This is a genomic window from Paenibacillus sp. FSL P2-0136, assembly GCF_037975325.1.
Lineage (GTDB): Bacteria > Bacillota > Bacilli > Paenibacillales > Paenibacillaceae > Paenibacillus_AQ > Paenibacillus_AQ silagei.
Window position 1 is genome coordinate 1,017,014 of record NZ_CP150244.1, and the last position, 26,173, is coordinate 1,043,186.

Genomic DNA, 26,173 nt, shown 5'->3' on the forward strand with positions numbered 1-26,173 from the left:
GAGGAAATGGGATGTCAAACAGTCAAGCCGCTCATTCGCAAAAGATACAGCATTCGGGCGGTATCGCAGACAGGCTGTATACGCTGGTGGTTGCGGTTATAAGCATCGCCGCGTTCATCATGGTCGCGTACCCGCTGTATTTCATCATCATAGCTTCCGTCAGCAACTCCACCATGGTGAACCAGGGACAGGTTATTCTATGGCCTAAGGACATTAACCTGTACGGCTATGAGCAGATATTCAAGGACACCCGGATCTGGCAGGGGTATAAAAATACGATTATCTACACGGTGCTGGGCACGATGCTCAATCTGCTGGTCACGCTCCCTGCGGCGTATGCCTTGTCCCAGCGGAAATTCCGGGCACGCAGGTTCATTATGCCGCTGTTTGTGATCACGATGTATTTTGGCGGGGGCATGATTCCTACCTATCTGCTTATCCGTGACCTGAATCTGCTGAATACGCCTTGGGTAATGATTGTGAACGGCGCCATTAGTGTATACAATCTGATTATTACAAGAACCTTCTTCGAGACTTCTATACCGGAGGAGCTGCACGAAGCGGCTACCCTGGATGGCTGCTCGCACTTCCGCTACTTCATCTCGGTGGTGGTTCCGCTGTCCAAGGCGGTGATCTCCGTCATCACGCTCTATTATATGGTGGGTCACTGGAACGACTTCTTCAACGCCTTGCTCTACATCAATACGGATAGCTTACAGCCGCTGCAGATCGTCCTGCGCAATATTCTATTATCCAATCAGGCGTTCGCGGGCGGAGCCGGATCAGGTGCCGGGGCCGGTGCGGGCAGCTATGCCCAGCAGTTCGCGGATCAGATCAAATATGCGGTCATTATCGTATCGACGGTGCCGGTGCTGATTATCTATCCTTTTATCCAGAAGTACTTCGAGAAGGGCGTAATGATCGGTGCGGTGAAGGGCTGAGCGTATAGCTGACGCTGCGGGCAGCATCCAGTGGGCCGGGAGGAGGGAACCTCAGTGAAAAAAAGTCTTGAACTGCTCGATTCCATCGGCGAACCCGTATCTCAGGATATGAAGGAAAAGCTTATGCATGGCAGCAGGCAATTCCGCATGAGTGTGCATGTAACCAAGCTATCCTCGCTCAATAATCTGGTGCTGTATTCCCACTGGCATGAAGAGCTGGAGCTGCTGTTCATGATTAAGGGCACGGCCAAATTCCATGTGGGGCAGGAGAAATTGGTCGTCCAGAGCGGAGAGGCGGTTTTCATTCAGCCCAATATGCTGCATTCGGCGATCCGGGTGGATCAGGAGGAGATTATTTTCTGCGCGGTGCTGGTGCATTTCAATTTCCTCTCCAGCCTGGAGAGAGACCAGATTCAGCAGCAGTTTGTTTCCCCGCTTTTCCTCGACAACCGGCGTTATCCGCTGCTGATCGGGCGGGAGCTGGAGGAGAAGCTGCGGCTGATTCCACTGCTGGAGGAGGTGCGGGATCTCTATCAGCAGGAGGCGCACGGCTATGAGATGCTGATTAAGGCCAGGCTGTTCGAGGTGCTGTACCGGCTGGAAAAGTGTGCGGCTGAGCATCCGCGGGCAGGACTGCCCGGGCAGTCCCGGGGCGGCAACAGCTCCATGCTGGCCAAAAAAACGCTGGCCTACGTCCAGCAGAACTACAGTAAGCGGATCACGCTCTCCGATATGGCGCAGCAGGTCAACATGAGCCCGTCTTACTTTTGCCGCTTCATGAAGAAGCAGTTCGATCTGTCCCCGATGGACTTCCTGAATGAATACCGGATCTCGGAGGCGGTCAGCCTGCTGGAGACCACGGATAAGAAGATCATGGAGATCTCCGGCATGACCGGCTTCAGCAATGTGAACCGGTTCACGGAGATGTTCAAGAAAACCTACGGCTGCCGCCCGATGGATTACCGGAACCGGCTGAGGCAGAGTAAGTAGGCGGAGCAGCTTAAGATTCGACTTGAAGCTGAGTTCGTCGCTGCGGTGAACATTTGGACTTCTGGCCGCTGTTGTGTTTGGATTTCCTGATTATAACCGCTCCGTGTGGTAAAAATCCAAACACAAAGGCGGTCGCTAACGCTCCTACAGTTCCAAATTTCCCCTCCGCTTCTTTTTTGCTTTTCGTAATAAACCTTAACACTTCTTATATAAAACAAGAAAAAGCAGTTCCCGTATGGGAACTGCTTTTATCTGCTTGTAGTGCAAGCCTTGGTGGTGGAAGGGGAACAGCTCACTTCGCTGGAGCCGACGGCTCAAGCCAGCGCGAACCCATTACAGGCTCAGCCGTTGCAGTGTAGCCTGCGGGCAGGTATGTGGATACCGAGCCTTTGGTGATCACTTGCGGATACATTTTATCCGGCTCAGGCAGGGTTACCTTGAAGAAGATTACGGCTTTGGTGGCGCTGGTGAACTCGATACGCTCTACCGCGAGGCCGTAACCGGGATTCGGCAGATTGTCGACGGTGAGGGTCGCTTTGTTGACGCCTTCAGCGACTTTGTCCAGGACTACATCAGAGACGTAATTGTTAGCCGGAACCGGCTCCGGCTCAGAAGGCTCATTGCCCGGATTGTTCGGCGTAATCACCCGGTCGGCGAATTCAGCGGCATCATGGATCATAACAGCGGCTTCAGCGCGGGTAATCGCATCGGACGGGCGGAATTTCCCGTTATCCAGTGTGAGCACCTTCGTGTTCAGCAGCACCTGCAGGCTGTAATTAACCTCTGGAGTAAGTTTATCGCCATCCTCAATCATGAAGAACATCTTAGTTACCGGGAAATTGCCCTTGCTCTGCAAGGCTTGGGTCAATAGATGGGCGAATTCCGCGCGGGTCATCGGTGCATTCGGGTTGATATCCTTTGCCAGCGTCAGGCCACTCTGCTTAGCAAGGGCGAAGGAGGAGGCGTACCAGGCATTATCTTTTACATTGTCAAAAAGCTGGCTGGCCTTAGTACTGCTGTCGGAACCGGCTTTCGGTGCAAGCCCCAATCCTTTTACAAGAAACTGTACGGCTTGCGCATTCGTCACTTTGGCATTGGGGGCAAACAGGTCGTTCGTAATTCCGTTAATTACACCAGCGCTATGCAGTGTATTGATCTTGGTTTCGGCTGAATTTCCCTTGAGGTCCGAAAAGGCAAATGCGGACGCTCCGAAGGATAAGCTGGCAGCCAGGATTCCGCACGCGATGCTCATTTTTTTTGCGTGCTTCGTTAGATTAGTTGGTTTCATTGTGCATCACCTCTATATACTCAGATGGTTCTTTACGGCGAAAAGTTGCAGTTGTCCGGAAAATAATACGAAAAAACTTAGGATAACGGGATAAACCGGGTGGACCACAGGTACAATTTATTTTGCGGATCGGTAAATCCTCTTTTATTCTGATCCAGGGCTGCGATTCTCTTCATCTCTTCGTCCGACAAGGAGAAATCAAACAGCTCCAGATTCTGTTTCAGCCTTGCAGGAGTAACAGACTTCGGAATTACAGCGATATCCCGCTCAAGGTTCCATCTCAGGATGACTTGAGCCGCAGTTTTATCATATTTGGCTGCCATTTCGGTGAGTACAGGGTGGGCAAGCATCTCCGAGTTACCGTGTCCAAAAGGGCTCCACGCGACATGCTGGATACCGTGCCCCCTCATATAATCATGAAGCGACCCTTGCTGGAGCAGCGGGTTCGTCTGAATTTGATTCACTGCGGGGACAATCGTCCCCTGCTTCATGACCTTGTCCAGATGCTCCGGCTCAAAATTGGACACCCCGATCGCCCGGATCTTCCCCTCCTTGTATAAAGACTCCAGGACATGCCAGCTTTCCAGATAGTGCTTGGCGGGCCAGTGGATCAGGTAGAGGTCAACATAATCCGTTTGGAGTTTTTGAAGACTGGCTTCAAAGGCTTTACGGGTCTTTCGCCCCAGGTCTGTGCTCCATACTTTAGTCGTAATAAAGAGCTCGCTTCGAGGTACACCTGATTTCTGAATAGCCCTGGCTATCAGCTCCTCGTTGCGGTAAGCTGCTGCCGTATCCAGATGCCGGTACCCGTTTTGAAGCGCCCATAGTAAAGCGTCTTCATTATTGTCTTTGATGTTATACACACCCAGACCCACCTTCGGCATCTGGACTCCGTTATTCAAAACGAAATGTTCCATTTCGCATCTTCCTTTCTTTTTGAGTTCGTATAACCAGCCCTCTTGGTCAACGATTATAGCATAAGAAGGCAACGAATCATCATTGGGAAAGAAAATCGAGACGGATGCACTTCGTAGGATTTTTATGAGAAAAGCAAGAAATTAATTCGGAGATAGCATGGGTTATGCTCTTTTCTCCGCTGTCGCACTCCGTATAATAATCATGCTTGCATTCCCAAATATGAACCCATATAATTAAACCGAACAGTCGGTTTTTTAGGAGGGATGAAATGAGTACACCAAAAGGTTCGGTAAAGCGGAGTATGATCCTAGACCAGGCGTTGGAGCTTTTTGTGCAGAAGGGATATGCCGCCACCTCGATGGAGGATATCGTCAAGCACACCGGGGTCAGCAAGGGCAGCATTTATTACCACTTTTCCAGCAAAGATGATTTGTTTGTGAGTATGGTCGAAAAAATCAACCGCGAATGGGTGGAGGAGTGGTCGGAGATTCGCCGCCAATTTCCGGAGGTCGGAAGCAGACTGATGGGAGCAAGCTTGCATTTTGTGAACAGCTTCCAGAGTCCTCTGACGAAGGTGGCTGAAGAGTTCTCCATGAATATGCAGGATGGTTACGAGGAGATACATCAGCGGCTGATTGAGATCTCAATGGTGCAGATTGAAGTATTTACCGAGATCTTCCGGGAGGGAATGGAGCAGCAGGTTTTTACTAAGGCGGACCCGGGCAAGTTGGCTGTGTTATTCACCAGTATGTTAAGCGGCTTGACGCTGTACCCCCAAGTGTTCCCCAAAGACGGGATGCATCAGCATACGCAAGAAGCGGTAGCTGCGTTATTGGAGGGAATTAAGAAGAAATGAATGAAGCGCAGCCTGTTCGAGTCGTTGAACCGCACTACTCGGGCAGGCACGCTTTATTTGAGAATTATTAAACCGAACGGTCAGTTTTATTGAAAAAGGAGGTAATACGATGAAAGAATTGTTGCGAAATCGGGTATTTCTGCTGGTGATGGCCTCGGATGTGCTGCAGCAGGTGGGGATTTGGGTGCGAAATATGGCTTTGCTCTATTATGTGGTGCAGCAGACGCAGGGTGACCCGGTGGCTGTGTCCTTGCTTACGGTGGTGGAATACGCGCCGATTTTCTTATTTTCCCTGGTGGGCGGTGTGCTGGCTGACCGTTGGCGCCCTAAGCGCACCATGATCTGGGGCGATGTTCTAAGCTTTCTCTCCATTGTGCCAATTTTATTTGTGGTGGCATGGGGATACTGGCAGGCGGTTTTTATTGTGACGATGATCTCCGCGATTGTGTCGCAGTTCTCCCAACCATCCTCGGCCAAATTGCTTAAAACCCATGTTCCTGAACAAGAGTTGACGGCTGCCATGGCGATGACCCAGATGGTCGGCTCGCTGTTTATCATTCTGGGCCCCATCCTCGGCACCTTTGTTTACTACACCTTCGGAGTTATGGTTTCCTTGAGCAGCCTGCTGGTAATCTTTGCGCTTTCCGCTTGTTTATTGCTCTTCCTGCCGGATTCGCCGCGCTCCATGGAAAGGTTGTCAGTGCAGGCTGTGGTCAGGGATTTACGCGGCGGACTGCTCTACCTGCGGGAACATGCCAACTTGAAAGTGTTGATGGTGATGTTTGGCGTCCTTGCTCTGGGAGCTGGTCTGACCGCTCCGCTTGACATCTTTCTGGTTACGGAGCGGCTGGGATTGGCAGAAGCAGACTTGCAGTGGTTTACCGCCTTGTCCGGCTTGGGCCTCCTGATCGGGGCAATAATCGCCGCCAGCCTGTCCGGTCGCCTGAAGGGCAAAGGGGTGGTTTTCGCCGGTTTGATTTTGCTCGGGGCGGGGACGATGATTGAAGTATGGTCGGTCTGGCCCATTCTAACAGGCGGGATGCGGCTGATTACCGGTCTGTTCCTGGCTTTAACGCAGACTGTAATTGGCACGTATATGCTGACTTTGGTTCGAGCTGAATATATCGGACGGATTAATGGCCTCATCACTCCAATTTTTATCGGGTGTACGCTGATCGGGACAGGACTTTCTGGTATGCTGGTGGCGCAAAGCTCGCTTATCTTTGTCTATATGCTATCCGGTTTGATTTTGATGCTGGCGGCCTTGGTAGCGCTTCGTCTACGCTTCGACTACCCTGTAGCTAAGCAGGCAGAGGGGAGAGAAACAGCGGGTAAGTAATGCAGATAGAGGGTTGTCCGTAAAACAGAGGACCGTAGCGAAAATGCGCGGCCCTTTTTTGTTCATTTTTCAAGTAAGAAGCTATGATATTTTTCCTTTTATATCCCAAAAAATACTATATTATAGAAAATGTAATCTTTGTGAAACCGGTAGTTTTTGAGAAGAATGGGATTGGAGAGAAGTTCATGCGTGTTGCGCTGGTGTGTTGTGCAGATTCCACAGAGCCTTGTGAGGATTGCAGGTTTAAAATTGTTCATTCTTTTTTTGCACAGGAGTACGGTTGTAAGGTATTGCATTTCAAGGAGCTGGAGGCGCTGGTCGATATTGTGAAGGAAGGCCTACAGCTGGATGGTGTAGTGATCAGCACCCCTGATTTCAACCCGGGCTTCATTCACACGATGCAGTATCTGCAACAGATGCTTACGCTGAGAATATTCTTCATTGTAGAAGAGATCAGCGCGCAGGGTACCCCTGTCCCTTTTCCTTCCAATCATATGTACATCAGCAGCTTCGAGCGCAACGGCTTCCAGGAGGAATTGTTCAGCCGGTTGCGCTGCTGGTTCGACGAAGGACTGGCCCCTCACACACACCACACCAGACAAATCAAGGATATCGCCCTTCATCTGCACTCCAAATCCCTGAAGGTCGGAGAATTCGTCATTGAGCTTACCTGTAAAGAGTTCGAACTCCTGGAGCTGCTGCTGGAATGCCAGGGCCAGTACATCCCCACCGAGCAGATTCTGCACCAGCTATGGGACAGGTATACATCCCCTGAGATTGTGAGGCAGTACGTATACAAGCTGAGGCACAAAATCGAGATCATCTCCGGACGAAGCGACATCATCCTGTTTCGCCGGGGGATCGGATATTCGGTGAACCCATTGATCTGACAGAGTTCTGTCAGGTCTTTTTTTGTGCCCGGGAAATACATAGATTGTACTCTTCCGTATCCTCCCATAAATCAACAATAACTGTAAATTAACGCAAGCTTAACAGCCGGGTTATGTCCCCTTCCGGGCTTAGGCGTTACGATGTCATTAATACGAATGGGGAGGCAGATGGAGTGGCAAAGATTCAGAACAGTATCTGGATTCACGCAGACCGGATCACCGTATTTGAGCGGACGAATGATATTGCGCACTGGACAGATTTATTCACGGAATATAAGGAAACGCGGGTGCTGGAGCAAGGGGAGGCCTACATCCGGTTTGAGCTGACGACACATCCCGAGGGGAACCGGCCTTCGCGCACGTGGGAATCTGAACGCTGGCTGGACCGGCCGAACTTCCGGATTACGGCCAGACGCCTGGCGCCGCTGCTGCCGTTCAAGCATATGAATCTCGAATGGCTCTATGAGGAGCAGGACGAAGGGACGTATATGACCTGGATTCAGGAATTCGAGGTAGATCCGGCAAGCGGGCTGACCGGGGAGCAGGTGGAAGCGCATCTGAACCGCACGACCAAGGAGCAGATGACGGCGATCAAGCACAATATCGAGAAGCAAACGGTTCGGAGCTGAGGGCTTATATGGAGAATGTGACAAGAAAAAGAGTCGTGATCACTGGCATGGGGCTGCTTACCCCGCTGGGGAATACGCTGGAGCAGTTCTGGAGGAACAGCCTGCAGGGCAAGGTGGGATATGACCGCTTGCAGGGCTATGAGCATATGGCGTTGAAAAGCCGCGTTACCGGCACAATACCGCAGTTCGAGCATTTGGGCCGGACGGCTGATGAAGCGCAGCGGGCAGGCATGGGGCGGCCGGGTATTCTGGCGGTCAACGCCGCGATAAGGGCGGTTGCCGACGCGGGGCTTGTGTTCACGAAGGAGCTGCGGGAGCGTTCCGGGGTCTGCATCGCCAATGCGATTGCCGATACCCCGTTCTCGGAGCAGACCTTCCTGCGGATGACGGAGGGCGGGCAGGGGCCGATTGATCATGGACTATGTCAGGAGGATTTGTACCGCAAAGGCATGTTCTCTTATATTGCCTTCGAAGTGGCGCATGAATTCGGGCTTCAGGGAGAGGTATTGGTCATGTCTACAGGCTGCACGGGCGGCATTGATGCTGTCGGATATGGCTATGAGTCGATTATAGCCGGGGAACATGACGTCATGATCTGCGGCGCAGCGGAAGCACCGGTTAGCTCCATGACCATCTCCTCCTTCGATGCCATCGGTGCGTTGACCTCCAGGTTCAACGATGACCCGCAGCGGGCTTCGAGACCTTTTGAGAAGAACCGCAGCGGCTTCGTTCTCAGCGAGGGGTGTGCCGTCGTGGTGCTGGAGGAGCTGGAGCATGCGCTCCGGCGGCAGGCGCCGATCTATGGCGAGGTGACCGGATTCGCCAGTACGAATAACGCTTTTCATATGACCGATCTGCCACAGGATGGGGATGCGCTCAGTCTGACGATGAACGAGGCGCTGGGCAACGCGGGCCTGACAGCGGAGGACATTCAATATATCAACGCACATGGCAGCTCGACTCCGCAGAATGATGCTTTTGAGACCGCGGCTTATAAAAGAACGTTCGGAGAGCTCGCCTACTCCATCCCGATCAGCTCCACGAAATCCATGGTAGGTCATCCGCTCTCGGCAGCGAGTGCCATTGAAATTGTGCATTGCCTGCTGGCCTTGAACGAGGGCTATATCCCGCCAACCGCCAATCTGGACGAGCCGGACCCGGCCTGTGATCTGAATTATGTGCCGAAGCAAGCGATCCAGCGCGACCTGTACCATATTCTGACCAATGCCAGCGGATTCTCCGGGATTCACTCCGCGATGATTCTGGCAGCAAACGAATACAGCAATCGGGCAGGCAAGCTTCAGACTGAACAATGGATGTGCAGCCTATGAAGAATACAGTATTCGTAACCGGAGTAGGAATGGTGGGGCCGTGCGGGAATAGTGCCGGGGCCTTCTGGGAAGGACTCTTGAGCGGCCGTAATTATATGACTCCGCTCCAGCTTGAGGGTACGACTGGTACCGCGCCTCCCTTCGCTGGACAAGTCCGTGGGATGGAGCCGGAGCAGGTCATCTCGAAGCGTCTGCTCAAGAAATGCTCCCGCTTCTCTGTCATGTCGATTCTGGCTGCGAAGGATGCCATGGATGATGCGCATTGGGAGCTTGATCAGATGAGCCGCGAGCGGATCGGCATCTTCGTCGGCAACAACTCGGGCGGCTGGGAGAGTGCACGGAATGGCCTGCGTGTCCTCCATACCGAAGGGGCGCCCTTCATTGACCCAAATCTGGCGAGCAACTGGTTCCCTGCGGCGGCACAAGGGCATATGTCCCTGGCCTTCGACATCAAGGGCTACAGCAAGACGGTAATCGCCGACCGGAGCAGCGGGCTGCTCGCCATTGCCTATGCGGCCAGAGCTATCCGCAACGGGATTATCGATGCGGCGATCGTTGGCGGAGCCGAGACGCCGCTCGATCCGTGGGCGCTCTCCTTCTATAACACGGAGGGACTGCTGAATCTGAGTGCGGACCGCCCGCAGACGGCATACCGGCCGTTCGTGGAGGGGCGCAGCGGGCTGGCCCTGGCTGAAGGAGCCGCGTTCCTGTGCCTCGAATCGGAGCGCAGCCTCCAGAAGCGCGAGGCGTCCCGCCGGGTGCGGGCGAGCATCCAGGGCTTCGGCTTCACGAATGACGGCCAAGCCGCCGCCCCGCCTGAGGAGAGTATAGCGCAGTGTGCCAGGGCGATCCGGCTGGCAATCGGGCATTCGGAGACGCAGCCGGAGCGGATCGGCTATCTGTCGCTGGATGGGGCCGCCTCCGCCCGCGAAGACGGAATTGAATGCTCGGCCATTCAGGAGGTGTTCGGCAGTAGTACAGAAGCCAAGTGGGCGGGCTGCCCCAAGACCGTCTTCGGCAACACGATTGGAGCGGCAGGGGCGTTCGATGTGGCACTGAGCGTGCTGGCTATGAATCACGGGGAGCTACCCGGCCTTCCGTATCTGGCAGAATCCGTTCAGGACAATGGCTTGAACTTCGTGCCGGGGGTCAGCCGCCGGACCGCTGTGGAGTCTTCGCTGATTCTGTCCAGAGGGAGGGGGGGTGTCTCTTCGGCACTGGTTGTGAACGCTGAAGGCTTGTGAAGGATGAACATTAAGGCACATTAACTTAACCGGGAGGGTGTATCTAATGGTATTCGAGAAGGTAAAAGCAATCATTGAGGATATTGGCATTGAGGATGAGATTATCGAATCATCGCGGCTCTATGACGATTTGGCTCTGGATTCAACAGAGCTGGCGCTGGTCTCTACAGCACTTGCGAAGGCGTTTGGCATCTTCATTGAGAGTAGGGTGCTTAAGACGTATTCTGTAGCCCAAGTGATCGAAGCCGTTGCCTTGAAGGCATGATTAGAGGGATCGGCATGGATCTGGTCAGTATCAGCTTTGTCGAGCAGATGCTGGAGAAATGCGGTGAACTGTTCGTACAGCAGTATTATTCCATGGAAGAGAGGGAGCTGTTCGCCTGTAAAAAAAGACATGCCGAACACTTCCTGGCCGGCAGATTCGCCGCCAAAGAAGCGCTGCTGAAGGCCATCGGCACCGGAATGAACTGTGAGCTGGACTGGAATGAGCTGGAGTTCCTTAACCATCCCGGCGGCCAGCCCTATCTGGTCCGCAGCCGCAGCCTGGAGCCTTATGTACAGCAGCAGGATTCCATCCATGTAAGCATCAGTCATCACGGTGATTATGCTGCTGCATTCATCATTATTGAGAGCAGTCAATGACTGTGAGGAGGACGAGTCACATGAGCAACAACAAAATATTCACACTTTTGGCCATCAACATTCTACTTGTATTTTCAATTATGGTCAGCATCTTCCCCATCGCACCCCTGATCAGCAGTGATCTCGGCATGACCTCCGGTGAGATTGGAACGATAGCGGGGATTGCCTCGCTGGTGATGACCTTTCTGTCGATTCCCTCCGGCGTGTTCGCGGACCGCTACGGGCGGAAGAAGATTATTATCGCTTCCATGGCTCTGTCGGCCGTGGCCGTATTCATGGTAGCTGCATCCCACGGAGTCCTGCTGTTCACGGCGGGGTGGCTGCTGTTCGGCTTCGCCAGAGGCTTCGTGTCCACACCGATCTTCGCGGTGGTGATGGATGTGTGCAAGCCCGAGGAGCGGGGCAAAGCGATGGGCATTGTGTCCGGGGCCATCGGTGCCGGGTCGGTGCTGGGGTATGTGCTTAGCGGCCTGCTGAGCAATTATTTCGGCTGGCATACCTCCTTCGCGGTGTTGGCTTCACTGCTGCTGCTGTCCACGCTGGTTACCACGGTGCTGCTGAGGGAGACTGGGGTCAAGAATACAAGCAGAAGCATCGGGCAAGCCTTCAAAAGCTCCTTCAAATGGCTGGGCGTCCGCGAAATTCTGCTGGCGGGTATTGTCGGAACCCTGTGCTTCATGGTGGGGGTCTTCACTACCTTCCTGGTGCCGTTCGCGGCTAAGGAACAGGATATCTCCCTGGTGCTGCTCAGCCTGCTCTTCATTCCGTATGAAGCAGTAGCCTCGTTCGGAGCAGTCTTCGTTGGCTGGATCTCAGACAAGGTAGGCAGACATGCACCGCTGATCTGGGCCCAGTCGATCTGTGTAGGAGCGCTTGTGCTGCTGTATGCACTTGACTTCAATCCTTGGCTGCTAACCTTCGGATATGCCCTGATCGGACTTACGGAAGGGCCAATTATTACCCTGGTCAATACGATTATTACGGATAAGGTCATTAAGATTAATCCGATGGAGATGGGCGCGGCCTTGGGAACCTTCCGGACCCTACAGGGGGTCGGGATTGCGCTGGGGTCCACGCTTGGCGGATTCTTCTACAGCAGAATCGGAACGCATCCCAGCTATCTGGTGGCCGCCGGGCTGATGGTGCTGACGCTGCTGATCTCACTGAGCCTTGGTAAGAAGGAAAAAGCTGGCGTCACCGAATATAAATCTGCGGGATAAGGGGTGCAGTATGAACCAGGTCTACACGAAAACAGTGGTCCATATGGATGAAGTGCCGGTGGTTCATTCCAGAGGAGGACAGATGCGCGTACTGGCGAGTCCGGCGACAGTCGGGTCCACCCAGCTGATCATGGGCCATGTCCTGCTCCAGCCGGGAGAAGAGATCAAGGAGCATCTTCATGATTACGGCGAAGAGAATGTCTACGTCGTCCGGGGCCGGGGAACGGCGTTCATTGAGGATATTCCGCATGCCATCCGGGAGAATAGCCTGTTCATTGCGCGGAGAGGTGAGCGGCACCGGGTAGTCAATGAGGGTCCGGGCGAGCTGGAGCTGGTCTTCGCTACAGCGCCGCTGGCCCCCAGGCCGGAGATCGGGCACAGAGAGGTCTGACCTCCCTTCTAGGCAATACCAATTCTAAGCAAAGTGGTGAGAAGACAAACGTGAAGAGTGATCTTGTGATTGTAGATACCCATGCCCATTTCGCCGTCAAGGAGAATAAGAGCCTGGAGCTTAGCCTGGCCGCGGCCGGGACCGTCCCGGATTACAAGAAGCAGAAGGGCTTCGATGACCTGCAATATCTGAAAAAGATGGTGGGCGCTGGCGGAGACGGCTTCGTGGATGAGAACAATATGCTGGAGGATTACCTTGCTTGTATGGACGAGAATCAGATCGCCATGAGCTGGGTTCATCAGCTGAGCTTCGAGGATGTCTACGGCTATGAGGTGCTGTCCAATGAGAAAATCGCCGAGGCGGTCCGCGCCCACCCCGACAAGCTGCGCGGCTTCGCCAGCGTCAATCCCTATAAGGGGAAGGAGGCGCTGGCGGAGCTGGATTATGCCATTAAGACGCTGGGCATGCAGGGCTTCAAGCTGAACCCCAATGATTACGGGGGCTTCGTCCTGAATGACCGGGATTTGCTGTATCCGCTGTATGAGCGGTGCAGCGAGCTGGGCGTTCCGGTCAGCGTGCATACCGGGATTACGCCGGGCAGTATTTTTCGGATGAAGCATAACTACCCGATACTGCTTGATGATGTTGCTGTGGATTTTCCCGACCTGACCCTGATTGTGGAGCATATGGGCCATCCCTGGAATGACCTGTGCTATTACATGGTCGGCAGACACGACAATATGTATGTGACGATCACGGCGGTTGCCAATATCCTGATTCACAATAATCCGAAGGTATTCCGGATGGAGCTGGCCAAGATGATCTCGGTCTGCGGCAGCCACAAGATCCTCTGGGGCTCGGACTGGACGGTTACCCCGAACATCGCCGAGGTGCTGAATTACATGCAAAAGGTAGTGATCCCGCTGCCCATGAAGCTGATGATGGGGGTGAAGGAGATCAAACGGGAGGATGTTCAGAACATCCTGGGACGCAACGCACTCAGAATTATGAAGTAGGTGAGGACATGGCAGTTCAGTTCATAGATTTAAGTGTGCCTATGGAGCAGAATCCGGGCGAGCTGGCCCCATACGGGTTCGAGCAGACCGGCCATCAGGAGGGGGCGGACCGCTTCGCCCGCCAATTCGACGGGAGCCGGAAGGACTTCCCGGGCGAAGAGTTCCTGAATATGGAGATGATCACCGCGTCCACTCATACCGGAACCCACTTCGATGCCCCCCTGCACTTCGGCTCCAGGAGTGAGGGAGCGCTGGCAGCCTCCATTGACGAGGTGCCGCTGGAGTGGTGCTTCGGCGACGGAGTGGTGCTGGATTTCACCCATATCCAGGCGGGCGGGGCGATTGAGAAGCAGGATGTGGAGCAGGCGCTTGAGCGGATCGGTTACCAGCTGAAGCCGCTGGATATTGTGCTGATCCGGACAGGTGCGGACCGGCACTGGGGAACCCCCCGGTATCTTACGGATTACCCGGGCATGAGCAGGGAGGCTACGGCGTTCCTGACCGGCCAAGGCATCAGACTGATGGGCATCGACAGCTACGGGTTCGACCGTCCGTTCAAGCATATGATCAGCGATTATAAGCGGACAGGGGATAACGCCTATCTGTTCCCCGCTCACTTCTGGGGCAGAGAACAGACGTATTGCCACATGGAGCGCCTGGCGAATCTGGAGCAGATTCCGGTACCGTACGGGTTCAAGGTGGCATGCTTTCCGATCAAGATCAGGCAGGCCGGGGCGGCCTGGGTACGGGCAGTAGCGATTATCGGGTAGCGCATTTCAGTACAAGTGAAACGAATCACATATGATATGAGGAGGATTTAGGGATGAATTATGAATTTGAGCTTAAGGTTACGGGCGTTAAGGGGCATTGCCGGGCAGGACATAAGGAAGGGGATATCATGAAGGTCTCCCCGCTTAACGCAGGCAACCTGTGCGGAACGGCCTTTCATGCGGTCTTCCCGATGCTGCTGGCGCTGAACATGGATGCGAAGCTGCCGTGGGACCCGGAGGGCAATATTGTACACTCGGCTTGCCCGGATATGCGCAACCAGATGACTATGGAAATCCGCCGCATCCCGGTGGAGCCGTCCGGAGATTCTCCATATGCAGGCCGGATGCTGCAATCCAAATGAAGGGAGACTGCTCCATATGAATAATGCGAAGCTATACGTTGAAATGTTCAAGGAGAGAGATTCGATCTGCGTCTCGCATTATCCGGTGCCTGTCTCACAGCACACAGAGCCTGAGGTCCGGTCGCTGATGGAGCTGGATCAGTTGAATACCAAGGATACGCCGGTAGCGCTGTATCTGCATATTCCCTTTTGCGATGCGACCTGCTCGTTCTGCCCCTTCAACCGTTATCTGAAGCGGCAGGATCAGGTGGACCGCTACCTGGCTGCTGTCCGGCAGGAGATGGACAGCTATGCAGCTACGCCGTTTGGCAGCAGTGTTACGGTCTCCTCCATTAATCTGGGCGGCGGGACACCCTCCTGCCTGTCCTCGGAGGAGCTGACCGGACTCCTGCAATACATGAAGCAGTCCTTCCGCGTGGAAGAGGAGGCCATGATCTTCATCGAAGGCAACCCCCGTAATTTCACGGCGGACAAGCTGGAGACCTTGGCTTTGCAGGGCCTCAACCGGATCAGCGTGGGCGTGCAGACCTTCCAGGAGGAGCTTGCCGAGGTACTGGGACTGTATCACAGTGTCGAGGATTCGTTCGCATTAGTGAAGAATGCGCGTAACAGCGGTATTGAGAATGTCGGCATTGATCTGATGTACAATCTGCCGGGTCAGACGCTGGATCAGTGGCGGGCGGATATCCTCACCTCCATCGAGCAGGAGATTGACCATATCTGTGTGATTTCCTTCTGTGTGGTGCCGCATACGCAGATCGCCTCGCGTATAGCGGACGGGAAGATTCCGGGCATCGGGGATGTCTACCGGGAGATTGAGCTGTATACCATCGCCAAGGAGATGCTGCTGGAAGCCGGGTATGAGCAGTACAGCGTCATTGATTTCGCCAAGCCGGGCAAGACGGACCGGCACGCCACCCTGTACTTCTCGGAGCAGGCGCATATGATCGGCATTGGCGCGGCTGCTTTTGGCATCATTAACGGCTACATGTATATCAACAGCGGCAATCTGAATGAATATATGACCCGCGTGCAGGACGGGCTGCTGCCGGTCAATTGCGGGGAGAAGGCCGACGAGCGGGAGCTGGCGCACGGGGCCATGGCCAAGGGGCTGCGGATGCTGTCCGTGAACCGTGCCGGGTTCGTGAAGATGTTCGGGCAGGAGCCGGAGCAGCTGTTCCCGGAGACGATAGAGCGTCTGGTGCAGGACGGGCTGCTGATTCAGGATGCGGAAGGGATTCGGCTGACTGAGGACGGCATTATATGGGGCAACAATGTGAGTAAGCAATTTTTCTCCGCCAAATATGCGGATTACGGGCTTCAACACCGGATGAAGCTGGCCAAGGGACGCCCGGTGCAATCGGTACAATCGGTTCAATCATAAGGAGGGTATAGCTGATGAGCGATATGTTGATGAGAGTTAATCCGCAGGTAGGGGCCGCTTTTGATAGCATGTGCAAGTCGATTGAGGATACGGGGACGCTTGAGCCTAAGGTGCGGGAATTGATCCGGCTGGCTTGCGTAGTTACAGACCGTTCTACCTATGGCATCCGGCTGCATGCACTGAAGGCTTATGAGCTGGGTGCGAGCGCGGAGGAAGTGACAGAGACCGTGATGAATTGTCTGCCGGTGGCAGGGATTGAGGCTGTCTCCTCCGGTCTCGCTGCGGCATTGTCGGCTGTGGAAGCCAAGCGGGGTGTTCATCATGGCAGTTAAGACCACAACCAACGAATCCTTCTACAACGTCTATCCCCATAGAGATCCAATCTGTGTGTCCCACTATCCCAATCCTGTGACCGAGGTTACCCCGGCTGATATTTACGGAACAATGGGCCTTGGTGACCAGCCTCCGGCGCATAATGTCGGCGCAGTCTATGTCCATGTTCCCTTCTGTGCTTCCGTCTGTATCTTCTGTCCCTTCAACAAGATGGCCTATCAGGAAAAGCAGGTCGAGCAGTACATGGAGGCCGTCAAGGCCGAAATCGGCATCTATGCCTCTTCCCCGTATGGTTCGCAGTCCACGATCAGTGCGGTGACGTTCGGGGGCGGAACGCCTTCGGCTCTGTCTGCCGGGCGGATGGTTGAGATGCTGAAGAGCGTTCAGGAGAATTACCGGGTGACGCCGGATGCACAGATCTCATTCGAGGGCAGTCCGGCAACCTTGACGCTGGAGAAAATGCAGGCCATCCGTGCCCAGGGGGCGAACCGGATCAGCATCGGTATCCAGACCTTCAATGACAAGATGGGGCAGCATCTGCGGATGAGCCATGATTCCCGGCGGGCCTTCGAGGTGCTGGAGGAAGCGAAGGAGGCGGGCTTCGGGAACATCGGCATTGATCTGATGTACAACCTGCCTGAGCAGACCATGGAGGAATGGCTGGAGGATGTCCGTACGGCTGTACGTCTGGGCATTGACCATATCACGGTATTCTCTCTGTGTGTAGTACCCTTTACGGCACTGTTCAAAATGATTAAGGAAGGCAAGATTCCGCCAACCGGCAGTGTCGAGCTGGAAGTGGATATGTACCTGGAAGCCAAGCGGCTGCTGCAGGAAGAGGGTTATGTCCAGTACAGCGTGTGGGATTTCGCCAAGCCGGGGTTCGAGGACCGGCATGTCCTCTTGTACTATACCCAGCAGAAGGATCTGTTCGCGCACGGCCCGGCCGCCTTCGGTTATGTCAACAAGCTGATGTATATCAACCAGGGGGATATTCAGGAGTACAGCAACCGGCTCCAGCAGCAGTTCTTGTCCGTCTTCATTGCCAGTCAGGCGGATGATCTGGAAGCGATGCACGGGATGATGGCCAAGGGCCTGCGGATGCTGTCCGTGAAGCGGAAGGATTTCACCGGCATGTTCGGATTCCAGCCGGAGGAGGTCTTCGGTACGACGATCGATGAGCTGGTAGCCAAAGGCCTGCTGGAAACGGATGAGCATGAGATCCGCCTGTCCGCGAGAGGTATTGTCTGGGGCAACAACGTCTGTAAGGAATTCTTCTCGGAAGCGAACCAGCAGACCTTCGAGAGCCGTGTGAAGCTGGCACGCGGACAAAAGCCGGCTGAGGCTGCCGGAGAGGAGCTGAAGGGATGAAGCTGTCTGTCGGCACGAACTTTGATGACCGGTTGCCTATCCTGCTGAAGGATTCGCATGTGGATGTTTTCTACGGCAAGCTGTCCTCTGATCTGGTGGGCGGCGGAAGACCAACCTTTGCACTGCCTACCATAGACCGGGCGAGGGTGGAGGAGCATGTGAAGCTCCTGCATGCCTACGGGTTCAAGTTCAATTATCTGCTGAACGCTACCTGTCTGGATAACCTGGAGACGACGAAGGATTTCCATTACCGCCTGCGCGAGCTGCTGGAATGGATCGGCACGCTGCAGCCGGAATATGTGACGGTATCGCTCCCGATGCTGATTGACATGGTGCGCACCGCGCTGCCGGATGTGAAGATCAGCCTGTCTACCTTTGCCAATGTGAATACGCTCAGACAAGCCCAATATTTCGAGGAAAAAGGCGTCAGCGAGATTACCCTGCCCGAGAGCCGGAACCGTGACTTCGCTTTCCTGGAGAGCCTGCGCAAGAATACCCGCTGCGACTATCAGCTCATTGCAACCAATGACTGTATGCTGGATTGCCCGATGCGCCATAATCATGCGAATTTTCAGAGCCACGCCTCGCAGTGCAACCATGTGACCGAAGGCTTCGCGCTGGATTATTATATGCTGCGCTGTACGGAGCGTAAGCTCCAGCACCCGGAGGAGCTGCTGAAGTCGCAGTGGATTCGCCCGGAGGACATGTATATCTATGAAGAGCTGGGCTATCACAAGTTCAAGCTGACCGAGCGGATGAAGACCACGGAGAAGATTGCGGCTACTGCGCAGTCTTACTCCGGGCGGAAGTATCAGGGGAACCTGCTCAGCTTGCTCAATTCGCGGATGGCGGAGGCCGACTTCGAAATGCCGAACTTCTCGAAGAACATCAAGGAGGATTTCGCACCGTCCGACAAAATGAGACAGGTCTACCGCCTGCTGTTCAGCTTCCAAGCCAGCATCGACAACGAGAGTCTGGAAGGCTTCCTGGAGGGCTTCCGCTCGAAGCGCTGCGACCGGATGGACTGTGACAAGTGTGGCTACTGTGCCGAATGGGCCAGTCGGACCGTGTCCATGGCAAAGCCCGGGGATGAGGCGCTGAAGGAATTCGAGCAGCTGTTCGCGGCGCTCGCTTCGGGAAGCTTCTTCGAGTCAGCGCCAGGAGCGAAGGCGGTCTGGAGCGCGGAGGGCGAGAGTCTCCTGGGCGCGGTCATTGGGCGCAAGCCTGAGTTCATCCGCGATATGGCCGGTCCTGAGATCCGTAAGAAGTCTGAGGAGCTGGCGGCTGCCCGGGGAAGTGCCCAGGTCTTACGGCAGGATGTCGCCAAGGCCAATGTACTGTGCACCCCGGCAGATTTCCGGATGTTCGCGCTTAGCGATCTGCGGGCGCTGGGCTTCGATACGGCTGAGCTGGACTTAGAGGAGGCAGCCGGATGAAGAAGATCATCGGGCTTGCCGGGTCCATGAAGAAGCATCACAGCTCCAGCGAATATCTGCTCTCTGTTGCGCTTGAAGCCGCAGCGGAGCAGGGGGTGCAGACGGAGCTGCTGCGGCTGAATGATTACAACATTCTGCCCTGTGACGGCTGCGGCAACTGCATGAACGGCAAGCACTGCCACCTGCTGAAGGACCCGGAGGATCAATTGACAGAGCTGTACGACAAGCTGAAGGAGGCGGACGGGTTCGTCTTCGCCTCCCCGGTCTATGCGCTCTCGCTTCCGGCCGTCTGGAAGAACTGGATCGACCGCTGCGAGCCGTGCAGCGACGAGGATCTGGACTTCGAGTACTACAATTATGACCGGGTAGCCGGAGTGAAGGGTAAGGCGTTCAAGGGCAAGGTAGCCGGACAGATTGTTGTCGCAGCGGGACCGGGGCATGAATGGGCGCTGGCCTCGCTGATGCCCTGCTTCACGGCGATCAAGCTGTCGATGATTGCCAGCGCGGGCATCAGCCTGATTGAATATGACGGCCAGCCGGGCATCCGCAAGCGCTCCTGGAGCAAGCCGATTGAAGAAGCGGAGGAGGCGAAGATGATGGCCCGGGCGGTCGGGATGCGGGTGGCCTCCTCCTTGGGCTTCTCTTACTTCGACCTTCCCGGGCAGTCGGGGGCAGGGCAAGGACAGGGAAGCGGGGGGCAGGACCCTATGGAGCAGAGCCAGGAACGCGGGGTGCAGGCTGAAGTCTGGTCTGCCTTCACTGTGCAGGACGTCCGGGATGAGGAGGTTACGCTCGGTGAACTGGCTTCGATTCAGCCGCGCATCTTCGTTATCGGCGATCAGCAGGCCAGCCTCCGCTGCGGGCCGCTGCTGGAACAGCTGGAGCAGCAGTTCGGCGGGAGCGCAGACTGTGCGCTGATTGCAAGAGTGGGGCAGCTGCCCCACTTCATCACGCATGAATTCGTGAAGGAGAAGACAAGCCAGACCGTTCCCGGCTTCACGCTCTACTATGACTGGGAGGATAAGCTGGCCTCAAGCTGCACCCTGGAGCCCGGACAGCCGGCCATTCTGATTGGCAGAAGCCCCGGGGAGTGGCGGCTGTTTGCAGTCGATGAAGCAGACGGCCGGGATATAGACCGGGTCGTGGACTATCTGGAGGAAGCTGTCGTATGAGCGGCCTGGCCGGGAAGTTCAAGGGAGGATACACACTACATGCTGAAGACTAAGGGGATACCTTTACATTACAGTATTCAGGGCGCCGGGGAGGCTGTGCTGTGTCTGCACGGCAACCGGGACTCTTCGCTCGTCTTCGGGGACCTGGCCCGGGCGCTGGAGCCTCATTACCAGGTGCTTCGCGCGGACTTGCGCGGACACGGCCAGTCGGAATATTCCGGTCCGGCCTTCACTCTGGAGGACATGGTTGATGATATTCTCAGGCTGCTGGAAGAGCAGGGGCTGAAGCAGGTCTCGATCATCGGGCATTCCCTGGGCAGCACGCTTGCGTTGCTGCTATCCGCCCGTGAGCCGGACCGGGTGAAGAAGCTGGTGCTGATGGGGGCCGCCGCCACCTTCGCGGTTCCGTTCAAGCGGCCGGAGCACGGGGAAGAGATCACACCGGAGGCTGTGCGGCAGACGAATGCGGCGGCGGTTCCGTATTTTTTCACCGAGGGGCATGAAGAGGTTCAGCATCAGATTCTGGAGGGCTGGTCCCGGCTGCCTGCCGCGACCCACCGTCTGATGATTCAGATCAAGCATCCCGATCTCCGGCCGCTCCTTCAGGGCATCCGGCAGAGAACGCTGATTATTAGCGGGGAGGCGGACCGGATTACGCCGCTGCACAAGGCGCTGGAGCTGAACCGGTATTTGCCGGACTCCCGGATGCATTCGGTTCCAGGCGCTGGACACTTTATGTTTCTTGAGGCGGGCGAAGACGTAGCTGCTGCCGCGCTTACTTTTCTTAAGGGGGAGTGAGCATGGGCAGAGTGCTGCTGATCTCGGCGAATACGGAGAAGCGGCCCCCTGTATTCCCGCTGGGTCTTAGCTATATTCACGCCAGTCTTGTCGCTTCCGGCTGGGAGGCAGGCATGCTGGACATGACCCAGCTGGAGTACACCCGGGAGGCCGTTACGAATTACCTTAACGCCTATGCGCCTGATTACATCGGCTTGTCGATCCGTAACCTGGATAATTGCTGCATGCAGTACCCCCGGAGCTTCGTGGATCAGGTCTGCTTGATGGTGGATTGGGTGCGTGAATGGAATAGCAGGGCTGGTATCATTCTGGGCGGGGCGGGCTTCTCGCTACTGCCCAGGCAATGGCTGCAGGAGACGGGAGCCGATTACGGCATTGTCGGTGACGGCTGTGACAGTATCGTGGAGCTGCTTAACCAGCTGGAGGCGGGGCAGGTGCCGTCCGCAGTAAGCGGGCTCATGTTCAGGACAAGGGCCGGGGAATGGAATTACTGGTCGCCGTATGCGCCTGAGCAGCTGGATCAGGAGTATTTTCCCAGCCGCAGCGGGTTTCTGCACAGCTATGATGTGGAGCGGAGGGTCCGCCATAATGTATTGACCAAAAGGGGCTGTGCGCTAAGCTGCACCTATTGTGCTTACCCGTCTCTGGAGGGCCGGGCCGTCCGTCTGCGGTCGCCGAAGGGGGTTGCCGATGAAATTGAGCAGATGGTGGTTCAGTATGATATCGGCTCTTTTGATTTCGTGGACAGTGTGTTCAACTATCCGCTGGAGCATGCCGAAGAGATCTGCCGGGAGCTGATCGGGCGGACGCTTCCGTTGTCCTGGGGCTGCTTCCTGAATCCGCGGTTCTTCACGGCAGAGTTCGCCGGTCTGCTTAAGCAGGCCGGGTGTACAGAGGTGGAGTTCGGCATTGATTCAGGCAGCGATATCTGCCTCAGGTCGTTCAAGAAGAACTTCCGGCAGGCCGAGATCCGGACAGTGGTCCAGCTCTGCCGCGACCAGGAGCTGGACTTCAGCTTCTGCCTGCTGATCGGGGGGCCGGAGGAGACGCCGGAGACCCTGCACGAGACGCTGGATCTGATGGAGGAGCTATCGGTGCAGCGCATCTTCGGCTTGTTCGGCATCCGTATACTGCCGTCCACTGATATGTACAGCTATGTCGGTTCGCCGGAGCCGGATGATCTGCTCCATCCGAAGTTCTTCATGTCTCAGCAGCTGAGTCTGGAGCAGGCGAACAGCATCTGTGCGCCGTACCGGGAGCGTAACCCGGACTGGATGTTCATATGAAAGAGGAAGAGCGGGTGGAGTGAAGCATGAGAATACTGGTGGTGTCTACGAATACACTGCTGAAGCCGCTGCCAGTTCTTCCCGTCGGGGCGGGAATGGTCTACTCGGCTCTGACCGCTGCCGGATTCAGGACACGCTTTCTGGATCTGGCCTTTATGGCTGAGCCGCTGGAGGCACTCCGCGAGGAGCTGCGGGTCACCGGAGCGGATCTGATCTGCCTCTCGGTACGCAACATCGACAACCAGGTGATTCAGCAGCCGGAGAGCTATCTCTCTTTCTTACAGCAAGTCATGCAGGTATGCCGTATTTGCAGTTCGGCCAAGGTACTGCTTGGCGGAGCTGCCATGCTGGTCATGCCGGGCGAGCTGGTGAAGGAGCTGGGGGCGGATTACGGCATCAAGGGGAGCGGGAGCGAAGCGGAAGCGGTGCGGCTGGCCCGTGAGATCGAGCGGGGGCAGGCCCCGGAGACAGGTACGGTACGTAATGCAGATCCCGCCTATCATCCGGTGTACAGCCGTATTCCGCCGAAGCCGCTGTTCGCTCCGCAGTATTTTATCCCGAACCCCCGCATCAAAAAAGCCTCGATGGGCTATCAGGCCTCCAGAGGCTGCAGCCGGCACTGCATCTATTGCTCGGAGGGCTACATGAATGCCGGCGCCTGCCGGATTCCTGCGGAGCAGTTCAGCGAAGATATGAAGATCCTGGAGAATGACTATCAGGTGCATAATATTACTTTTGTAGACGGTGTGTTCAATCATGATGTGGAGGAGACGATGGAGTTCTGCCGGCTGATCGGCCGCACCAGCCCCTTGCTGGAATGGAGCTGCGCCCTGACTCCGGCCCATATTACCGGGGACCTGATCCGCTTGCTGAAGGAGACCGGCTGCCGCTTCGTAGACATCGGTGCCGACTCGGGTTCGCGGCAGATGCTCCGGCGGATGGGCAAGCAGTTCACCCCGGAGCAGCTTGTTGAACTGGGACACCTGCTGGAGCAATATCGTCTTCCTTATTCGGTATCGCTGCTGTTCGGCGGGCCTGGGGAGAATGCGGAGACGGTGCAGGAGACGGTGCAGCTGGTCAATCAGATGAATCCGGTCTATATTCTGGCCAGCCAAGGCATCCGTGTCTACCCTCACACCGCACTCTACAATATCGCTCTACAGGAGCAGGTGATCCGGGCTGAGGATAACTTGCTTTTTCCGGCCTATTACCAGTCTAAGGACTACAGCGCTGACTTGCTCACCGATGCTCTGTCTGCATCACGCCACATCTATAAGGATATGCTTATGAATTCAATTGGAGGAAGGACTTGATAGAATGAACAAGCCAGTGTACCCGTTCCGGGAGATCGGGATAGGGCATTATCCCATGGGGAACACTCCGGTGTCGCCAGAGGACAGCGCACGGCTGCCGTCTCTGATGAACTTGAATCAAGCTGCGGCAAGCTCCAAGCTGGTCTATGTACATATTCCCTTCTGCGATTCCATCTGCCCGTTCTGCCCGTACCCCAAGGCGTTCAACGAGCAGGGAGCCCGCAAGGATTATCTGGCTGCGCTGTTCCGCGAGCTGGAGATGTACGGGATGACGCCGCAGATCCGCAATTGCTCAGTGGAGGCGCTATATATCGGCGGCGGGACGCCAAGCGTGCTGGACGAGGAAGAGATCACCGCATTATTCGAGCAGCTACAGGCTACACTGCCTATGCAGAGAGTTGAAGAGATTACGTTCGAGGGTAACCCTGCTTCCTTCACCGCCGCCAAGCTTAAGCTGCTCCATGCGCTTGGGGTGAACCGGATCAGTCTCGGGGTGCAGACGTTCAACGATGAGCTGGGCAGACGCCTCGGGCTGCTTCAGACCGGTGAGGATTCCCTGCGCAGTATTCAGGATTCCAGAGAGGCGGGCATTGCGAACGTCAGCCTGGACCTGATGTACAATCTGCCGGGCCAGACGATGGAGGAATGGCTTGCGGATCTGGCGAAGGTAGTGGAGCTGGAGATCGGTCATGTCACGTTATTTCCGCTGAAGATCATTCCCGGCTTCGGTCTGGCGAAGCGCATTGCCAGCGGTGAGCTTCCGGCCTGCGGCGGACTTGAGCTGGAGCAGCAGATGTATATAGAGGCTTGCCGTTATCTGGAGTCGCAGGGCTATTCGGTGGAATCCACGTATGATTTCGTCCGGCCGGGAGGCCATCATGTGTATAGCCGCAAGCATTTCGACGATTACCTGGACCTGCTCTCTGTGGGGCTGGGGGCGTTCGGCGATGTGGGCGGCTATGCCTACCAGAATGTGAAATTACTCCCTGAATATGTGAAAAAGATTACATCCGGCGACCTCCCTATTGCTTTAGGCTACGAAGTGAAGGCAGAGGATCTGCCTAACCAGTTCCTGGCGATGGGCCTACGCCGTACAGCGGTTGACCGCCAGCAGTTCCGCCGCAAATTCGGAGTTTACCCGGAGGAGCATTTCCCCGAGCTGTTCGACAAGTTCGTGAAGGAAGGGCTGGTGGAGATCCGCGAGGACACGATTGCGCTCACGCGTTTCCACGGGTTGTTCTGGGGCAACAATGTATGTAAGGAGTTCTGCGAGGAGCAGATCAAGATGGCTTTTCCAAAATAATGGAGGGGTACTGAAATGAACAGTAAAGTGAGTAAAAATGTCTTCTACGGCGATCTTCAGGAGGCCGGGAAGTATGCGGAGCTGGAGCAGCGTCTGCTCGGCGAGTCGAATCTGCCGGGGCCGCGGGCGAATCTGGGGGCGGCTTCCACCTTCGCGGATGCTTTCGCGTCGGATTGGGTGGCCAGTGAAGCCTGGGAGCTGCTTGTGCAGTGGACGGGCAAGACAGAGGCGGAAGCTCCTACGGATGATCCCCGCGAGTTCCTGCCGTTCTGCGCGCTCCAGGCGATGGGCAGCTATTACCGCTATGCAGAGCCTGCCCGCCAGCAGATCATTCTGGAGCGCTGCCGGGCGGCGATGAATGATGCACGCTGGCGGATGCGCGAGGCGGCAGCGATGGCGCTGCAGCGCATCGGGGAGCAGGACTTCGGCGTGCTCCGCGCACTGTTCGACGGCATGAAAGGAACGGCTAACGCGCTGGAGCAGCGGGCCTTCGTCGCTGCCCTGGCCCACCCGCCGATGCTAAAGGAGCAGGCGAACGTGCTGTATGCGCTGGAGCTGTCGGAGGAGATCCTGGACGGCATCGCTGAAGGCCGGACCCACTGCAATGCGGAGGAATTCCGCGTGCTGTCCAAGGGTCTGGAATACGCAGTTAGCGTCTTTGTGGAACGCGCCCCCGAAGCCGGCTTCCGCATGCTCGCCAAGTTCGCTGTAACCGATGACAAGCGCATGCAAAAGATCGTAAAATCCAACCTCGGCAAAGCCCGCCTGGCCAAAAAATTCAGCCAGGATGTGGAGCGTATTCAGGTGTTGATGAATGCTTGATGGGGGAGCGGGGGCGGAATGAGGCGCTTCGCGGGGGATTGGAGGGGCGGCGGCGTAAGGCTCCTGAGAAATACGCTTGTTGAGGGAGCGAATCCGTCTGGTTACCCAACTCTGCTGCTCCATGCTCC

Annotated in this window: 27 protein-coding genes; 25 read left to right on the forward strand and 2 right to left on the reverse strand. The window is 55.8% G+C overall.

Features of this window, described 5'->3' with window-relative positions:
• The first annotated feature begins 11 nt into the window (after positions 1–11).
• Together NYE26_RS04190 and NYE26_RS04195 are read left to right on the forward strand one after the other, a co-directional pair.
• Positions 12–941, forward strand: coding sequence for a carbohydrate ABC transporter permease (locus tag NYE26_RS04190; protein WP_339254092.1), 930 nt, complete (start codon positions 12–14; stop codon positions 939–941).
• A 54-nt stretch (positions 942–995) separates the two neighbouring features.
• Entirely contained in the window at positions 996–1,931 is a 936-nt protein-coding gene (locus tag NYE26_RS04195; RefSeq protein WP_209878746.1) for an AraC family transcriptional regulator, read from the forward strand.
• A gap of 292 nt (positions 1,932–2,223) precedes the next feature.
• On the opposite strand, the gene NYE26_RS04200 is transcribed toward NYE26_RS04195, so the two are convergent.
• Together NYE26_RS04200 and NYE26_RS04205 are read right to left on the reverse strand one after the other, a co-directional pair.
• Positions 2,224–3,219: an S-layer homology domain-containing protein gene (locus NYE26_RS04200; protein ID WP_339254094.1), complete on the reverse strand. Its 996-nt coding sequence runs from the start codon at positions 3,217–3,219 to the stop codon at positions 2,224–2,226.
• 77 nt (positions 3,220–3,296) lie between these two features.
• Complete coding sequence (locus tag NYE26_RS04205; protein ID WP_339254096.1) at positions 3,297–4,136, reverse strand: aldo/keto reductase; 840 nt, start codon at positions 4,134–4,136, stop codon at positions 3,297–3,299.
• A 269-nt stretch (positions 4,137–4,405) separates the two neighbouring features.
• Here NYE26_RS04205 and NYE26_RS04210 point away from each other — a divergent pair, with 269 nt between their 5' ends.
• From NYE26_RS04210 to NYE26_RS04320, 23 genes are all read left to right on the forward strand, one after another.
• Positions 4,406–4,993 carry a TetR/AcrR family transcriptional regulator gene (locus tag NYE26_RS04210; RefSeq protein WP_339254098.1) on the forward strand — a complete coding sequence of 196 codons (588 nt, stop codon included), beginning with the start codon at positions 4,406–4,408 and terminating at the stop codon, positions 4,991–4,993.
• 109 nt (positions 4,994–5,102) lie between these two features.
• Entirely contained in the window at positions 5,103–6,332 is a 1,230-nt protein-coding gene (locus NYE26_RS04215) for an MFS transporter (RefSeq protein ID WP_339254100.1), read from the forward strand.
• Positions 6,333–6,622: 290 nt separating this feature from the next.
• Positions 6,623–7,222 (forward strand): winged helix-turn-helix domain-containing protein, encoded by a 600-nt coding sequence (locus NYE26_RS04220; RefSeq protein ID WP_162174671.1) that lies wholly within the window; start codon positions 6,623–6,625, stop codon positions 7,220–7,222.
• Positions 7,223–7,395: 173 nt separating this feature from the next.
• Entirely contained in the window at positions 7,396–7,851 is a 456-nt protein-coding gene (locus NYE26_RS04225; RefSeq protein ID WP_339254102.1) for an SRPBCC family protein, read from the forward strand.
• 17 nt (positions 7,852–7,868) lie between these two features.
• Positions 7,869–9,182, forward strand: a complete 1,314-nt coding sequence (locus NYE26_RS04230) for a beta-ketoacyl-[acyl-carrier-protein] synthase family protein (RefSeq protein WP_339254104.1) — start codon at positions 7,869–7,871, stop codon at positions 9,180–9,182.
• On the forward strand, positions 9,179–10,426 hold the full coding sequence (locus tag NYE26_RS04235; protein ID WP_339254106.1) for a beta-ketoacyl synthase N-terminal-like domain-containing protein: 1,248 nt from the start codon (positions 9,179–9,181) through the stop codon (positions 10,424–10,426). The genes NYE26_RS04230 and NYE26_RS04235 overlap by 4 nt, the downstream gene beginning before the upstream one ends.
• A gap of 46 nt (positions 10,427–10,472) precedes the next feature.
• Positions 10,473–10,691, forward strand: a complete 219-nt coding sequence (locus NYE26_RS04240) for a phosphopantetheine-binding protein (RefSeq protein WP_036723283.1) — start codon at positions 10,473–10,475, stop codon at positions 10,689–10,691.
• Positions 10,688–11,068: a holo-ACP synthase gene (gene acpS, locus NYE26_RS04245; protein WP_036723284.1), complete on the forward strand. Its 381-nt coding sequence runs from the start codon at positions 10,688–10,690 to the stop codon at positions 11,066–11,068. The genes NYE26_RS04240 and acpS overlap by 4 nt, the downstream gene beginning before the upstream one ends.
• 20 nt (positions 11,069–11,088) lie before the next feature.
• Positions 11,089–12,288: an MFS transporter gene (locus NYE26_RS04250; RefSeq protein ID WP_339254109.1), complete on the forward strand. Its 1,200-nt coding sequence runs from the start codon at positions 11,089–11,091 to the stop codon at positions 12,286–12,288.
• 10 nt (positions 12,289–12,298) lie between these two features.
• The gene (locus tag NYE26_RS04255) at positions 12,299–12,679 is read left to right on the forward strand and encodes a cupin domain-containing protein (RefSeq protein WP_036723287.1); all 381 of its coding nucleotides are present in this window, start codon (positions 12,299–12,301) and stop codon (positions 12,677–12,679) included.
• Positions 12,680–12,729: 50 nt separating this feature from the next.
• On the forward strand, positions 12,730–13,695 hold the full coding sequence (locus tag NYE26_RS04260; RefSeq protein WP_076079592.1) for an amidohydrolase family protein: 966 nt from the start codon (positions 12,730–12,732) through the stop codon (positions 13,693–13,695).
• An 8-nt stretch (positions 13,696–13,703) separates the two neighbouring features.
• Positions 13,704–14,465 (forward strand): cyclase family protein, encoded by a 762-nt coding sequence (locus NYE26_RS04265; protein WP_339254111.1) that lies wholly within the window; start codon positions 13,704–13,706, stop codon positions 14,463–14,465.
• Between the two features lie 53 nt (positions 14,466–14,518).
• Positions 14,519–14,827, forward strand: coding sequence for a TIGR04076 family protein (locus tag NYE26_RS04270; RefSeq protein ID WP_339254113.1), 309 nt, complete (start codon positions 14,519–14,521; stop codon positions 14,825–14,827).
• A gap of 16 nt (positions 14,828–14,843) precedes the next feature.
• Positions 14,844–16,211, forward strand: coding sequence for a radical SAM family heme chaperone HemW (gene hemW / locus NYE26_RS04275; protein WP_339254115.1), 1,368 nt, complete (start codon positions 14,844–14,846; stop codon positions 16,209–16,211).
• A 14-nt stretch (positions 16,212–16,225) separates the two neighbouring features.
• Positions 16,226–16,543 (forward strand): carboxymuconolactone decarboxylase family protein, encoded by a 318-nt coding sequence (locus NYE26_RS04280; protein WP_209878720.1) that lies wholly within the window; start codon positions 16,226–16,228, stop codon positions 16,541–16,543.
• A complete protein-coding gene (gene hemW / locus NYE26_RS04285; RefSeq protein WP_339254117.1) occupies positions 16,533–17,915 on the forward strand; it encodes a radical SAM family heme chaperone HemW in 1,383 nt (460 codons plus the stop codon). The genes NYE26_RS04280 and hemW (NYE26_RS04285) overlap by 11 nt, the downstream gene beginning before the upstream one ends.
• A complete protein-coding gene (locus NYE26_RS04290) occupies positions 17,912–19,351 on the forward strand; it encodes a U32 family peptidase (RefSeq protein WP_339254119.1) in 1,440 nt (479 codons plus the stop codon). The genes hemW (NYE26_RS04285) and NYE26_RS04290 overlap by 4 nt, the downstream gene beginning before the upstream one ends.
• Positions 19,348–20,523: a flavodoxin family protein gene (locus NYE26_RS04295; RefSeq protein WP_339254121.1), complete on the forward strand. Its 1,176-nt coding sequence runs from the start codon at positions 19,348–19,350 to the stop codon at positions 20,521–20,523. The genes NYE26_RS04290 and NYE26_RS04295 overlap by 4 nt, the downstream gene beginning before the upstream one ends.
• A 39-nt stretch (positions 20,524–20,562) precedes the next feature.
• Complete coding sequence (locus NYE26_RS04300) at positions 20,563–21,321, forward strand: alpha/beta hydrolase (RefSeq protein ID WP_339254123.1); 759 nt, start codon at positions 20,563–20,565, stop codon at positions 21,319–21,321.
• 2 nt (positions 21,322–21,323) lie between these two features.
• Positions 21,324–22,607 carry a radical SAM protein gene (locus NYE26_RS04305; RefSeq protein WP_339254125.1) on the forward strand — a complete coding sequence of 428 codons (1,284 nt, stop codon included), beginning with the start codon at positions 21,324–21,326 and terminating at the stop codon, positions 22,605–22,607.
• A gap of 26 nt (positions 22,608–22,633) precedes the next feature.
• Positions 22,634–23,920: a radical SAM protein gene (locus tag NYE26_RS04310; protein WP_339254127.1), complete on the forward strand. Its 1,287-nt coding sequence runs from the start codon at positions 22,634–22,636 to the stop codon at positions 23,918–23,920.
• Between the two features lie 4 nt (positions 23,921–23,924).
• Complete coding sequence (hemW, locus tag NYE26_RS04315) at positions 23,925–25,223, forward strand: radical SAM family heme chaperone HemW (protein ID WP_339254129.1); 1,299 nt, start codon at positions 23,925–23,927, stop codon at positions 25,221–25,223.
• Between the two features lie 15 nt (positions 25,224–25,238).
• The gene (locus NYE26_RS04320) at positions 25,239–26,045 is read left to right on the forward strand and encodes a hypothetical protein (protein WP_339254131.1); all 807 of its coding nucleotides are present in this window, start codon (positions 25,239–25,241) and stop codon (positions 26,043–26,045) included.
• The last annotated feature ends 128 nt before the right edge of the window (positions 26,046–26,173 follow it).